Source organism: Nostoc sp. JL34, assembly GCF_017114945.1.
Classification (GTDB): domain Bacteria; phylum Cyanobacteriota; class Cyanobacteriia; order Cyanobacteriales; family Nostocaceae; genus Nostoc.
Map to the genome: position 1 here is coordinate 1 of NZ_JABXKQ010000052.1, position 13628 is coordinate 13628.

The 13628-nt window shown below is 41.5% G+C and carries 16 protein-coding genes and 2 pseudogenes; 8 read left to right on the forward strand and 10 right to left on the reverse strand.

Translation table 11 applies throughout. From position 1 onward, the window contains the following. A partial coding sequence (locus HWQ44_RS10535; RefSeq protein ID WP_292718255.1) for a hypothetical protein occupies positions 1-203 on the forward strand: 203 nt, incomplete at its 5' end. 140 nt (positions 204-343) lie between these two features. Here HWQ44_RS10535 and HWQ44_RS10540 read toward each other — a convergent pair. The 4 genes from HWQ44_RS10540 to HWQ44_RS10555 all read right to left on the reverse strand — a co-directional run bounded on the left by HWQ44_RS10540 (position 344) and on the right by HWQ44_RS10555 (position 2438). Beyond that, positions 344-901, reverse strand: a complete 558-nt coding sequence (locus HWQ44_RS10540) for a peroxiredoxin (protein ID WP_292718256.1) — start codon at positions 899-901, stop codon at positions 344-346. Positions 902-958: 57 nt separating this feature from the next. After that, complete coding sequence (gene sipA / locus HWQ44_RS10545) at positions 959-1201, reverse strand: regulatory protein SipA (RefSeq protein ID WP_292718258.1); 243 nt, start codon at positions 1199-1201, stop codon at positions 959-961. Positions 1202-1323: 122 nt separating this feature from the next. Continuing rightward, the gene (locus tag HWQ44_RS10550; RefSeq protein ID WP_292718260.1) at positions 1324-1845 is read right to left on the reverse strand and encodes a Coq4 family protein; all 522 of its coding nucleotides are present in this window, start codon (positions 1843-1845) and stop codon (positions 1324-1326) included. 68 nt (positions 1846-1913) lie between these two features. After that, positions 1914-2438, reverse strand: coding sequence for a P pilus assembly/Cpx signaling pathway, periplasmic inhibitor/zinc-resistance associated protein (locus HWQ44_RS10555; protein WP_292718262.1), 525 nt, complete (start codon positions 2436-2438; stop codon positions 1914-1916). A 367-nt stretch (positions 2439-2805) separates the two neighbouring features. Here HWQ44_RS10555 and HWQ44_RS10560 point away from each other — a divergent pair, with 367 nt between their 5' ends. Then, complete coding sequence (locus HWQ44_RS10560; RefSeq protein ID WP_292718264.1) at positions 2806-4071, forward strand: sensor histidine kinase; 1266 nt, start codon at positions 2806-2808, stop codon at positions 4069-4071. After that, positions 4071-4733, forward strand: a complete 663-nt coding sequence (locus HWQ44_RS10565; protein ID WP_292718266.1) for a response regulator transcription factor — start codon at positions 4071-4073, stop codon at positions 4731-4733. Before HWQ44_RS10560 ends, HWQ44_RS10565 begins: the two co-directional genes overlap by 1 nt. A gap of 66 nt (positions 4734-4799) precedes the next feature. Here the strand turns inward: HWQ44_RS10565 and HWQ44_RS10570 are convergent, their stop codons facing one another. Beyond that, on the reverse strand, positions 4800-5225 hold the full coding sequence (locus HWQ44_RS10570) for a nucleoside deaminase (RefSeq protein ID WP_292718331.1): 426 nt from the start codon (positions 5223-5225) through the stop codon (positions 4800-4802). An 88-nt stretch (positions 5226-5313) separates the two neighbouring features. On the opposite strand from HWQ44_RS10570, the gene HWQ44_RS10575 reads away from it, so the two are divergent. The 4 genes and pseudogenes from HWQ44_RS10575 to HWQ44_RS10590 all read left to right on the forward strand — a co-directional run. Beyond that, on the forward strand, positions 5314-6105 hold the full coding sequence (locus HWQ44_RS10575) for an ion transporter (RefSeq protein ID WP_292718268.1): 792 nt from the start codon (positions 5314-5316) through the stop codon (positions 6103-6105). Positions 6106-6202: 97 nt separating this feature from the next. Beyond that, positions 6203-7051 (forward strand): S-formylglutathione hydrolase, encoded by an 849-nt coding sequence (gene fghA / locus HWQ44_RS10580; protein ID WP_292718270.1) that lies wholly within the window; start codon positions 6203-6205, stop codon positions 7049-7051. A gap of 451 nt (positions 7052-7502) precedes the next feature. Beyond that, positions 7503-8240, forward strand: a complete 738-nt coding sequence (locus HWQ44_RS10585) for an SDR family oxidoreductase (protein ID WP_292718272.1) — start codon at positions 7503-7505, stop codon at positions 8238-8240. Between the two features lie 14 nt (positions 8241-8254). Then, positions 8255-8380: pseudogene (locus HWQ44_RS10590) on the forward strand (oleate hydratase); the annotation flags it as partial. Positions 8381-8482: 102 nt separating this feature from the next. Here HWQ44_RS10590 and HWQ44_RS10595 read toward each other — a convergent pair. The 3 genes and pseudogenes from HWQ44_RS10595 to HWQ44_RS10605 all read right to left on the reverse strand — a co-directional run bounded on the left by HWQ44_RS10595 (position 8483) and on the right by HWQ44_RS10605 (position 10115). After that, positions 8483-8986, reverse strand: coding sequence for a hypothetical protein (locus HWQ44_RS10595; RefSeq protein WP_292718273.1), 504 nt, complete (start codon positions 8984-8986; stop codon positions 8483-8485). Positions 8987-9041: 55 nt separating this feature from the next. After that, positions 9042-9230: pseudogene (rpsU, locus tag HWQ44_RS10600) on the reverse strand (30S ribosomal protein S21). 570 nt (positions 9231-9800) lie between these two features. After that, complete coding sequence (locus HWQ44_RS10605; RefSeq protein ID WP_292718275.1) at positions 9801-10115, reverse strand: RNA-binding protein; 315 nt, start codon at positions 10113-10115, stop codon at positions 9801-9803. A gap of 403 nt (positions 10116-10518) precedes the next feature. Here HWQ44_RS10605 and ilvA point away from each other — a divergent pair, with 403 nt between their 5' ends. Beyond that, positions 10519-12030: a threonine ammonia-lyase, biosynthetic gene (gene ilvA / locus HWQ44_RS10610; protein WP_292718276.1), complete on the forward strand. Its 1512-nt coding sequence runs from the start codon at positions 10519-10521 to the stop codon at positions 12028-12030. Between the two features lie 88 nt (positions 12031-12118). Here ilvA and HWQ44_RS10615 read toward each other — a convergent pair whose 3' ends face one another. After that, entirely contained in the window at positions 12119-13159 is a 1041-nt protein-coding gene (locus tag HWQ44_RS10615) for a hypothetical protein (protein ID WP_292718278.1), read from the reverse strand. A 10-nt stretch (positions 13160-13169) separates the two neighbouring features. Continuing rightward, entirely contained in the window at positions 13170-13415 is a 246-nt protein-coding gene (locus HWQ44_RS10620; RefSeq protein ID WP_292718280.1) for a hypothetical protein, read from the reverse strand. Positions 13416-13628 lie beyond the last annotated feature (213 nt).

The following is a 13628-nucleotide window of genomic DNA, read 5'->3' on the forward strand; positions in this document are numbered from 1 at the left end:
TGTCACCTATATTCAGAGAATTTACTCAGCATCCAGTCTCATTTGTGGGTGGGTTCTTCTCTGGTGTGCTTCGGCTCAATCTTGCAGATGATCCCGTTAAAGGCTGGCTAGATAAACAGATCCGCTCAAATAGTTACACCACCAACACAACAGACGCACATAACGGCAAAGCCACTGGCCCTCAGCAGATTTCGATTGACTGACATACTCCCACACTGATGCCAAGCATACAGTGTAAGCCCTCTTCAGTCGCTTGCCGAGGGACTTTCAGCCGAGGCACTGATGTAAGGTAGACTGTGGCACAAGGCTTGGGGCTTAAGCCCTAAGTCTTGTTAATTTAGGTCTAAGAAGTAGCTGACTGTAATTTTTCTAGTCGTGCTAGCACTTCTGAACTGTGAATGGTTGGGTTGACTTTGACAAAAGTCTCGCGCAAAACGCCCTGAGGATCGATGATAAAACTGTGGCGCATAGATAAAAAGCCGATCCACGAACCGTAAGCTTTACTCACTGAACCATCAGTGTCAGCCAACAGGGGGAATTTTAGTCCCTCTGAATCACAAAATTTGGCGTGAGAATCAATATCATCAGCACTGACGCCAATAATCTGAGCGTTTTTTTCGAGGTATTGGGGTAAGTCTTGCTGAAAACGACGAGCCTCTATAGTACAACCAGAGGTGAAGTCTTTGGGATAAAAGTACAGGACTAGCCATTTACCGCGCAAGTCAGAGAGAGATATTTTGCCATCGCCTGTGTTGGTTGGCAAAGTAAACTCTGGTGCGGGTTGATTAATTGCAGGAAGTTTACCACCAAGAGCATCAGCAACAGGGGTAAAATTCAGCCAGCTGATGACAGAAATACAGCTGGCAAATAATATGCTTAAAAAAGTGCGGCGGAAAATCATGGTGCAAACCAGAATCACAACTTTACACAAGTTTACAATTCTTGGTTGCTGCAAATCTCACTTAGAGTGAGATTCGGGAGAGGTATCTGTACTTTCGATGTATTGACTATCTAGGAGAAAGGCTCCCTTGGCAAAGCGAATACCCCAATATCCACCGGGTCTACGGTCAAGGACTATACCTTCTTCGCCAATGTGAATTACATTGGGAGGGCGCAACATGGGCATGGGTTCAGCAGTTTTCACGTAGGCTGGTAGTGCCACAACACGGACTTTACTACCAATTGCGAATTCTTTGGACATCTTAATCAAGCTAGGAGTTTTGAATTAACTCATAACTCATAACTATCTTGAAAGTCTACTAAATAGGGAAAGGGAAAGGGGATGAAGTTTTTCCCCTTTCCCCATCTTCTGCAAGAAGTCTATTAATTTTTAATCATGGAAAACAATGTCTGGACATTAGTCAAGGGTAAGTGCCAGAGTAATTCTGGTTGCCAAGTATCTGGGTCAAGGTAGGAGTGACAACCGCGTTGGTATGCTTGCCAAAGTCTGTCCCAGGTAAATTGTTGTCGAGAATTTAGATTTTTATAGATAATTCGCAACAGTCCTAACCCCAGCATCAAGTTAGTTATGCTAAATTTAGTTCCTAATAAAAATGCCTGTACTTCTGCTTCACCAATGAAGTCTGTGCCATAACCTGTGAGGACATGAACCCCGTCATGGAGTTGTTTACGGCGGCTACCTGTAGTGAAAGGTTTTAAATTGTTTTCATTGAGGAAGTCTGCCCAAGTTCTGCCGAAAGTGCCAGTCGGGAGGAAACGCAATTTCTCTATTTCCACAATTTGGGGAACATCTCGCCCCTGTGCTTCAGCAATGCGGTCAAGTAAATCTAAAACCTGTTGCAGGGAAGGAGCGGGATTTGAGGAAGCGGCAAAGGATTGCATCATAATCTATCTTGGGATGAGATGGGCGGTACTGCCCACCCCAGAATTATTAACTATTTTTTGAAAGATGATTATTGGGGATTGCCTTGTTGACGGCGTGAAGGAGCATTTTGACGGAATTGCTCTAATTTTTGCCGTTGTTCCGGGGTGAAGACTGCTTGAATCTGTTGTTTTTCAGACTCGCGGATTTGTCGCATTTGGGTTTTCTGGGCTTCTGTCAGATTTAAGTCAGCAAAATTACCTTTTCGACCGCCATGATGTTGACCTGGTTGCCGTTGACCTTGACCTGTTTGCCCCTGAGCCTTACGTGCTTGCCGTTCAGCCTGACGTGCTTGTTTCGCCGCCTCTAACTTTGCCTTTTGTTCTGGGGTCAAAACTGCATCAAATTTGGTGCGGCTATCGCGGCGAATTGCCTGAATTTGGCTTTTTTGGGCATCTGTTAGATTCAACTCTTTCCAAGGGCCCCTTTCTTTTTGTGGAGTTTGTGCAAGTAACACAGGTGAAAGAGAGGCTGTTTGGGCATGAACAGCAAAGGAGGTTGCAGTTAAAGTTAAGGCGATCGCTCCAGCAACTAGCGATAATACTTTGAGTTTCATTACTTATCTGGTGGGTTTTTCCTGGTTGGATGCCACCATCATAAGAACTTATCTTCAGCAGTTACATGAGGAGAAAGTCATGATTATACCCATGACTTTAGTCATGATTAAATTTTGACAAACATGATTGACAATAAATAGTTAAGAGTTAGGAGTTAAGAGTTAGGAATATTTTGATTATGATGAGTTTATCAGTCATTGTTTAGCTTAGTAACTAACGCTTTTATCCCTTGCACTTACTCTTAATTCCTCATTTAGTAAAAATTTTAAGTGGCAAAATATACTGCTAAAATCTTCAGAGCTACTAACTTCTAACTTCTAATTCATAACTCATATCTCATAACTTATAACTGGAGCAACGTGACTAATGATTAGTCCAATCCAAATCAAGAAACATCCTTTTCCATCTCTGCTTTATCTGGAGTGGACACTACTGGCGATTACTGCATTGACAGCAGTTATACCTCCTCCGTTACGGCGATTTCGCCCCAAGCCTCCAGAACTATCGATTTGTGGTGTATTTCCAGACTTGTCAGTTTGTAACATATTGCCCGAACTATCAATTTATAGCCTGATTATTTTTGCGTTAATGGGCTTAAGATTACCTACTAAGAACCATAAAAATAAAATAATATATACAATTATTGAAATTTTATTGATTTTAATAACTGGGCTTTTTGGTGAAAGATTTGCTCGACTTTTCCCCTTTTTATACATAATCTTAGTTACTCGCAGTTGTCTAATTTTTCAGTTGCCTGGGCGTGTATTTGTCACAACTTTATCATTTACCTTGTTTTTAGTCACTACACAATTAAAATACCAATTATTCAATTTTCAAGCATCACCACAAGCACAAGAACGATATCGATTCCTGATTTTGAATTCGTCGCTGGTATTTGGCTTAAGTTTAGTTTTTGTATTATTGATGATGAATGCAGTATTATCTGAACGGCATAGTCGAGAAAAGCTAGCGATCGCTAACGAAAAACTCCGTCAATATGCCATGCAAATTGAAAATCAAGCTACCTTGGAAGAACGTAACCGCATTGCTCGTGAAATTCATGATTCATTAGGACACTCTCTAACTGCTTTAAATCTACAATTAGAAACTGCTTTAAAACTTTGGCAATCTAACCCAGGTAAGGCTGAAACATTTCTAGCAACCGCGAAGGAATTGGGTTCAAAGGCGCTAAAAGATGTCCGCCAATCTGTTTCTACTATGCGTTATAATCCCTTACAAGAGCAGTCTTTAGAACGGGCGATCGCTAGTCTTTTAGAAAATTTTCATCGTTCAAATAGCATTTTACCAATTTGTCAAATTAACCTGGAATATTCTCTGCCACCTGAAATCAATACCGCTATTTATCGCATTACTCAAGAATCTTTGACTAATATATCTAAATATGCAGATGCAACCGAGGTTAAATTGGAACTCACTACCACAAAAGGAAATTTACGATTGATAATTCAGGATAATGGTAGAGGTTTTGATTTAAGGCAAAATACTACTGGTTTTGGACTTCAGAGTATGCGCGATCGCACTTTAGCACTTGGAGGTGAGTTGAATATTAATAGCGCTCTTGGTTCTGGTTGCAAAATTACAGTTAATATTCCCTTAACAAGGTTGACATAATGATTAAAGTCTTGCTGGTAGATGACCAAAGTTTAATTCGCCAAGGATTAAGAGCGTTATTGGAACTAGAATCAGATTTGGAGATAGTCGGAGAAGCAGAAAACGGTGAAGAGGCGATTAATTTGGTTGCAGAATTTCAGCCAGATGTAATATTGCTAGATATTAGAATGCCGATTATGGATGGAGTTGCAGCCACGCGAGAAATTCAAAAACGTTTTGTCAAAACTAAAATTTTAGTCCTGACGACTTTTGATGATGATGAATATGTGTCAGCAGCTTTAAAAAATGGGGCAATGGGTTATTTATTGAAAGATACACCCTCAGAAGAATTAGCTGTTGCTATTCGTGCCGTTCATAAAGGATACACTCAATTAGGCCCAGGTATAGTTAAAAAACTGTTGACTCAGTTTTCTAATAGTACACTAACCCAATCACCGCCTGTACCATCTAGTTTAGCTGAACTTACTCCTAGAGAAAAAGAGGTTTTGCGGTTAATTGCTACAGGCGCTAGTAACCGAGAAATTGCTCAGGAACTCTACATTTCTGAGGGGACAGTAAAAAATCATGTTACGAATATTTTAAACAGGTTGAATTTACGCGATCGCACTCAAGCTGCGATTTGGGCAAATACATATTTAACCTATTTGAATGAGCCAAGTTAAGTAATTTGTAATGATGTTCCTACAGACGCTCGTAGGACTACTTCTAAAAATAAGTTTTTTGTTAGCTTATTTAAATAGCTCCAAACACTCATTTTTTAAAACGTCTTTTGTAACTTTGATGTTCCTAAATGACTTAGCGATTACCTCTTCACAAGATATACTAATTTGTGATTGGTTTACCGAAATTAAATCTTGAATTGAAGCACCATATACAATTTCCGATAAACCACTCCAAACACAAGCAGTTGCACACATCGGACAAGGTTCGCCAGTTGTATATATGCTATAACCTTCTAAAGAGGGGTTTTTCAGTTTAGCTGTTAAACTACGAATAACGTTGATTTCTGCATGGGCTGATGGATCGTTGTCTCTCCTAACAGTATTATGAGCTACGGCAACGACTTCTTTATCTTTAACAATTACGGCACCGTAAGGCGCATCACCTTCTTTTGCTTCTGCCAATGCTAAACGCATAAAATATTCTGGGTTCATATAAGCTGGAGTTACCATAAGGATAATAATTAATAATATCGTATTTCTAATGTTATAACTGGGAATTAAGATGTATTAATGGTCGAATATGTTATTGAGCAGACAAGAAACAGAATTTTACTTAGAAGACCTAGAAACACCAATAGGTAAAGCGATTAATTTAACACTTGCCTCTTTGGTGCTAATATCATCAGGAATTTTTGTGGCAGAAACATATACTATTCCTGATTATATGCGGTTTCAGTTACATGTAGCTGATACTGCGATCGTCATTATCTTCGCGGTGGAATATTCACTTCGTCTGTGGAGTGCAGAAGACAAAATTAAGTATATTTTTAGCTTTTATTCGATTATTGACTTAATGGCGATTTTGCCATTTTTTATAGGAATAGTGGATATTAGCTTTATCCGCCTACTCCGATGGTTTCGGATTTTACGATTAATTAGATTTATAGATAGGAAGTTTTTATTCGCCAGTATTAGCACCGAAGATGGGATGATTTTTGCGCGAATATTATTTACATTATTTGCAATTGTTTTTATTTACTCTGGCTTAATTTATCAAGTTGAGCATCCAGTTAATCCTCAAAATTACGGTACATTTCTGGATGCTTTTTATTTCTCTGTTGTCACAATGACAACTGTAGGATTTGGCGATGTTATTCCAATTTCTGAATTAGGGCGCTTGCTAACAGTACTAATGATTTTTACCGGAATTGCGTTGATTCCTTGGCAAGTGGGAGATTTAATTAAGCAAGTGGTGAAAACTGCTAATCAGGTAGAAATAGTTTGTTCAGGTTGTGGTTTGACTTTCCATGATGTAGATGCTGGGTTTTGTAAAAGGTGCGGGACTAAGTTACCTAGTCGCAGGGTTGATTGATAATAGGATTACTATAGTACTGTAGCTATCTGCATAATATTAATTTAGGCTAAAATAATCATTCTCCGGCAGCCGCTCAGGAAAGAGAACATAACCAATGCCTAACCTCAACCTCATTTCAGAATATCAAAGCTTTGGTGGCAAACTCGGCTTTTACAGTCATTACTCCTCCACCTGTAACGGTGAAATGCGCTTTGCTGTCTATCAACCACCACAAGCAACTCAAAAACCTGTGCCAATTCTCTATTTCCTCTCTGGGTTAAGTAGCACAGAAGAGAATTTTATGGTGAAGGCGGGGGGTGTGCAGCGTTTTGCAGCTGAGTACGGTTTGATGCTGGTTACACCAGATACTAGTCCGCGTAATACTGGCATTGCAGGTGAGGATGATGACTGGGACTTTGGCACTGGTGCAGGCTTTTATGTTGATGCTACAGAAGAACCGTGGCATCAGCACTACCAAATGTATAGTTATATTGTCCAAGAATTACCTGCTTTAATTACTGCAAACTTCCCCGCTCAATCGGAAAAACAAGGTATTTTCGGTCATTCAATGGGAGGACATGGGGCGCTAATCTGTGCAATGAGAAACCCAGAACTCTATAAATCAGTATCAGCCTTTGCACCGATCACTGCACCTATGCGTTGTCCTTGGGGTCAAAAAGCTTTCAGTGGTTATCTTGGCAGCAATCAAGAAAGTTGGCGTGCTTATGATGCTAGTGACTTAGTCAAGCAAGTAGGATATCACAGTCCAATTCTCATTGACCAAGGAACTGCTGATAAATTTTTAGCTGAACAATTACTGCCAGAGGTGTTTGAGAAAGCTTGTGCAGATGTTAGCCAGCCGCTAAACTTGCGTTACCAAGCAGGCTATGACCACAGTTATTATTTCATCGCTAGTTTTATTGAAGATCATATCCGCCACCATGCGATCGCTTTATTACAGTAATTTTCAGGTATTTAGCTCACAACTGAGGCGGGGAATGGTGTAGTTCAATTACTTGAAAAACCCTGTAATTACAGCAGTTTTCATCTATTTAGACCCCGCATTTCTATAAGATTACTATAGTTACTGCCTGATTATTTTTACCCAACCCGGTAACCTACGCTCACACGATCGCATCAACTGAAGTTTGAACGGCACAGAGCTAAAATGGTGTGATGATAGCAGTTCAGATTAGTGAGGCTGCCGACACAAAAACTTTAATCCAGCTACAAGCTAGTTGATATGGTTGAATAATGCTGAGTTCAACTTACAGCAGTTTTTATGTATTTGAACCACATCTGTCGTAAGGGCACAGCAATGCTGTGCCCCTACCGCGTGGTCTATTTACCTGAAAATAGCTGTAAACAGCACCCAATGTTTCATCACCTATACTCAATAACCCATAGGAATCAATATGTCTGAGATTCAAAACAAAGTAGTAATCGTCACCGGAGCCAGCAGTGGGTTAGGTGAGGCGACTGCAAAGCGACTTGCTGCTAGTGGAGCTAAACTGATGCTGGCTGCCCGCCGTGAAGATCGGCTGAAAGAACTGGTTGCAGCGATCGCTAAATCAGGAGGGACTGCAACCTACCAAGTCACAGATGTGGCAGATCGTGCCCAAATGGAAGTCTTGGCGAAGGAGACTTTGAATACATACGGACGGATCGATGTGCTAATCAATAATGCCGGCTTGATGCCGCTCTCTCCCCTCGACCAACTAAAGGTAGAGGAGTGGGATCAGATGATCGATGTCAACATCAAGGGCGTTCTCTATGGAATTGCTGCCGTGTTGCCGATTATGCGTCAGCAAAAGTCTGGTCATGTGATTAACCTATCCTCAGTGGCCGGACATAAGGTGTTTGCTGGGTCAGCAGTCTATTGTGCTACTAAGTACGCAGTGCGAGCCATCTCTGAAGGGCTGCGACTAGAGTCAAACGGTGAAATTCGTTCGACTAATATTTCACCAGGAGCCGTTGCCACTGAGTTGACTACCACGATTACTGATAAGGACACAGCAGCGGGAATTAATCAACTTTATGCGATCGCCATTGATGCAGACGCTATTGCCCGGGCGATCGCATACGCTATTGAGCAGCCTGGTGATGTTGATGTGAATGAAATGATCATCCGTCCCACACGTCAAGAACTTTAGGTAGCTCAAAAAATCTCGCTTTCATCAGCCAGTTTGTGGAAATTCTTGATGATGTCGTTTTCACGGTTGAATATTCGGTGCGAATAGCATGGATAAACGCGATCGCTATTCTAATCAGCCGATTGCACATGATTGCGTAGGCGCAGCCCAACCCAGGCATCGCGTTTCCTTTCTTTACCACCGTTGCTTCAACCTTAGTGTTTGGCTGGGTTTTCCACCTAGCTTTGCGGGTACACCAACCATTAGGATATTGTCGAATTTGCCAGGAGCCAAGCTTTCTGAGTCCATGCGTTATCAAATAACCCAACCTCTGGTACTTCTAATTCAAATAAATGAGGTGGTGATTGTAGTAATAAGGAGGGATTTTTGTCATGGGTTTCAACTAAGTTAACTATCCAGGGAAGAAAGTCTAAAATTTCTTTTGGTAGTACAGTTAACTGGAAATCCCACACCAAATTAAGACCTCGGCATACTTGTCCTTTTCTTAACACCGCCACTCTACCAGCACTCTTGTTAATACCCAGTCGAAGAATAAATGGGCGGAATGGGACAAACTCATCAGGTGCTGTATAAGCGTATACATTTATATAGTTCAGTCTATCTCTATGATCCATCCAAGATGCGATCGGAGAATTACTACTATAAGATGTACCAGTTATCATCACCGGCATATTCATAGCAGCAGCAAAGTTAGAGTAGAACTCACGCCTTAGTTCGCTAACAATATGTTTAGCTTCAGGGTTCATGGTTGCTACACCTATTACAAAAATGATGGCATGGCTTCATAAAAGACAGTTATAATCAATTGCGAAAACTTCTCTGATGCTGTTTGTGCTTGGCAATTGCTTTGCGTTTGAGCTTTTGCTGAGGCGTTTCACAGTGACGGTGCTTCCTAATATCTGGAAAAATCCCCGTTTTGGATACTTCTGGCTGAAATCGACGTCAGGTTGATTCAATCTCTTCACTTTCGCCTACAGTCATTTGGGTAATACTATATTTCTACTAAATTAGCTTAGTTCTCGAAAACCTAACCCCCCATTCCCTTCTCTACAAGGGAATGGGGGTTTCAAAGCCTCATGACCTTTCGGGGAGAGGAATGGAAGCGGGTTTTGAGTATACTTTACAACTTTTCAAACAACCTCTTAGACAGTGTTCAATATTTCTGAGTCACCAAGACAGCGAAACGGGAGATTGAACTAAGAACGCAATGGAGTAGTGATATCATTTGCGCTTCAAGACTTATCGTTTAGGCTGACGCAAAGAGATTTTGGTGATAAGTGATTAGCCGGACTTGATATGAGTGCTGAGTAAGAAGTAGTACTTACGAATCTTCCCACTCAGCACTCATTACTCGGAACCGATTTAATACCTAGTCAGTCTAATTTTACTTTTTTACTCTAATATCATGTCTGTATAATTGCTTATCAAAAAAACTCTCTGCGTTCCCGGATCTTTGCGTCAGCCCTAATCATGTACTCTAGTTAACTGAAACATAAAAAAGGCAGACGCCTTGTCTGCCTTCAAGACCTTAGAATTAAATTCTTGGTTTTCGTTTAGACCTTAATAGCGGCGAGAGCCACCACCGCCACCACCACTATAGTTTCCTCGTCTACCACCAGAGGAACCTCCATCTGTCTTAGGCTTCGCTTTATTAACTTTTAAGCTCCGACCCATCCACTCAGCATTATCAAGGGCCTCAATTGCTGCTGTTTCTTCAGCGTCTGATTCCATTTCTACAAACCCAAAACCTCTCACCCGACCTGTTTCTCGGTCGATAGGCAATTGAACATTTTTTACAGTTCCGTATTCTGCAAAGACTTGCCGGAGGTCATCTTCTTTAACCTCATAAGATAGGTTACCGACGTAAATTGACATAGAATGTCTCCAGAATCAGAGGGTGTAGAGATTTAGATCCGGAGAGGTCTGTAATACAAGTATATATAAAAACAAACTATACAGCCGAATTTAATCTTCTATGCATATTTTAACATAAATTGAAAAGTTATGTTCATAAGCAACAGTATACTTAACTTAATTGTTGATCTAAATACTCGGAGAGTTGGCAAAACTCCTTTAAAATTAATCTCCGAGCGATCGCATGAAATTTGAACTCACCAAAAAATTTCAATCACTGAACTTATTTATCTTCAAAGAATATTAGTAATTTTTAAATTTTATTCACTCAAAATTTCGAGAGAGTGCAATTAAATAAAACCAGTGCGATCGCTTGTAACGTAAAATTAATCTCCATCCAGCATTTGCTAACAGCTTGACGCCCATGTTTTGCGACTACCTCATCCAAATTCTGACTGCCCGTGTGTATGATGTTGCCCAGGAAACACCACTGGAGTATGCCCCAAATTTGTCTGCGCGGCTGAATAATCAACTTCTGCTAAAACGTGAGGATATGCAGTCAGTATTTTCCTTTAAACTGCGGGGTGCTTATAACAAAATGGTGCAACTGCCACCAGATATATTGGCACTAGGTGTAATCGCTGCGTCTGCGGGAAATCATGCTCAGGGAGTCGCCCTTGCAGCCAATCGCTTGGGAACCAAAGCGATTATCGTGATGCCAGTAACCACACCCCAAGTTAAGGTGGACGCGGTGAGAATGAGGGGCGGAGCAGTCGTGTTACATGGAAACACCTACGACGATGCTTATAGTTATGCCCGTGAATTAGAAGTAGAAAAAGGATTGACCTTTATTCATCCCTTTGACGATCCTCATGTAATTGCTGGACAGGGAACAATCGGGATGGAAATTTTACGGCAATATCAGCAACCCATCCATGCGATTTTTGTCGCAATTGGCGGGGGTGGATTAATTTCTGGGATTGGGGCTTATGTGAAACGGTTGCGTCCCGAAATCAAAATTATTGGTGTTGAACCAGTAGATGCTGATGCGATGTCTCAATCGCTCAAAGCCGGACATCGAGTGCGCTTGTCCCAAGTGGGATTATTTGCTGATGGTGTGGCGGTGCGGGAAGTAGGTGAAGAAACCTTCCGTTTATGTCAGCAGTATGTAGATGAAATCATTCTGGTGGGTACAGACGATACTTGTGCTGCGATTAAAGACGTGTTTGAAGATACGCGATCCATTTTAGAACCAGCAGGTGCATTGGCGATCGCAGCTGCCAAAGCCTACGCAGAACGAGAACAAATCGAGGGACAAACCTTAATTGCTGTCGCCTGTGGTGCAAACATGAACTTTGATCGCCTCCGCTTTGTGGCAGAACGTGCAGAGTTAGGCGAACGCCGCGAAGCAATCTTTGCAGTCACAATTCCTGAAGAACGGGGAAGTATTCGTCATTTTTGTGAATGTATTGGCAACCGGAATCTTACCGAGTTTAATTATCGCATTGCCGATGAAAAAACAGCCCATATTTTTGTAGGAGTGCAAATTCAAAACCGTGCTGATGCTGCAAAGATGGTAGAAACCTTTGAAGCTCATAGATTTAAAACCCTTGATTTAACGGACGACGAACTAACTAAATTACATCTGCGGCACATGGTGGGTGGACACTCTCCTCTAGCTGACAATGAATTACTCTACCGTTTTGAGTTTCCCGAACGTCCTGGCGCATTGATGAAGTTTGTTACTTCCATGAGTCCTGACTGGAATATTAGTCTTTTTCACTACCGCAACAACGGCGCAGACTACGGGCGAATCGTTGTCGGCATCCAAGTTCCCCCCCACGAGATGGAAGAGTGGCAAGCTTTTCTCGATCGCCTGGGCTATCGCTATTGGGATGAAAACAAGAATCCCGCATACAAGCTGTTTTTGGGATAGGTGGGGAGTGGGGAAGAGGCAGGGGAGGCAGGGGAGGCAAGAGAAGAAAATAATGTAATCCCCCACTCCCTACTCCCCAATCCCCAATTTAACGAGAACTACCCTTCAATATCAGATTGGAGTCCCAAGTATAGAAGCCGATTTGGTTAGGAACCCTAGAGAATCTGCCTGTCCGATAGCCTCTAGATAATTCATTCAGCACCTTATTTTTGATCTCTCTAATTTGCTGAGAATCTAATTCTCCATAAATTCCGGCGATGACTTCAGCGACGCTGAAAACTTTACCTGGATTTTCTTCCAACAGAGAGGTGAGGGCATCAATTAAAAATTGACCCTCAAAGGCTTTGAGCATCGGTACTGTTTTTGTCGGGGGTACGAAAGGCTTCTTATTTTTGCTTTTGATACTCCTAGAAGCACCATTGCGATTATTTGGGGCTACCAAACTTAAATCCAGAGTATAACAACCTGGCTCATCGGGAATAGTTACCCAATAATTCCTTTCTCTGCCTTGGGTAAGGGAAGATTGAACCCTACCTTTAACTACTCTGAATACATTGGAATCCAACTCTCCATAAAGCGATCGCACGATAAAATCAATATGACAAACAGTACCTATCTGCTCTTGCAATAGCTGTTTTATGGCTTCCATTCGCGAGATAGTGTGCTGATATTGAGGTAGCATCGGAATTTCTGCCACCTTCGTTGAACTATCATTGTTTTCTAGGGCGATCTTTGGATCTGGTGATGTAGTTGTAGGTTGACTTTCTTTTGTATCAACAGCAGCAGAAAAGAAATTATCCATCTCAACGTGATCTGAGTCTTTTCGTTCTGACTGTACAGACTCCACCAAGTTGATTTCGTCCATATCATCAAGTGGTGATAAAAACCGCAGAGAGCTTTCTTGGGAAAGATTTGAGGTTTCATCAGCTGCCGTCAGTCTTGATATCTGCTTGTTGGTATCAGAAAAAGACCAGTTAGATAACAACGCTTCTACATGATCGAGCTGCGATCGCGCCTGCACAAAGAGGCGTTCATACTCTTCTGTAAGACGAGCATAATAGTCTCGTAATTCCAACAGTGGGGAGAGAAAGGTGCCCGGAGGTGGTTCTAATTGTCCATTTTGAGTCATAAGGCGTCAATCAATTTAAATCGATGTCACTTTTGTAAGACATTGCTCTGGGTTTTGTTTTGTGAGATGTTGGCTGGGATTTCTTAGGCGGTTGGGGAGGGCGACATCTCTCACAATATAAGGGTCGAGGGCCGAAAGTCTCGCGCTTTGTCAGATCGTTACACTCTTTACAGACAAACTGGAAAACACGAGTATGAATCTGTCTTTTGTGCGCCCTGACAGTATATTCCCTAACATCAATGAATTTACTTGCCATAATCAGGAATTGTGAATTGCCGTCGGATCAATGTCCTATCAATATAGCTATTCAAGCAAATCAAACCGCATCAGTGTGTGTTTATGTAGAAGTTTTACTCAAATCAGTGAATTTGATGTCTAGCATAAAGTGCAGATGAGCAACTTGATAGTTAGCTATTGACTATCCTCTCAGCATATAATTGGTGATGAGCAAACACCACTACCATATCCT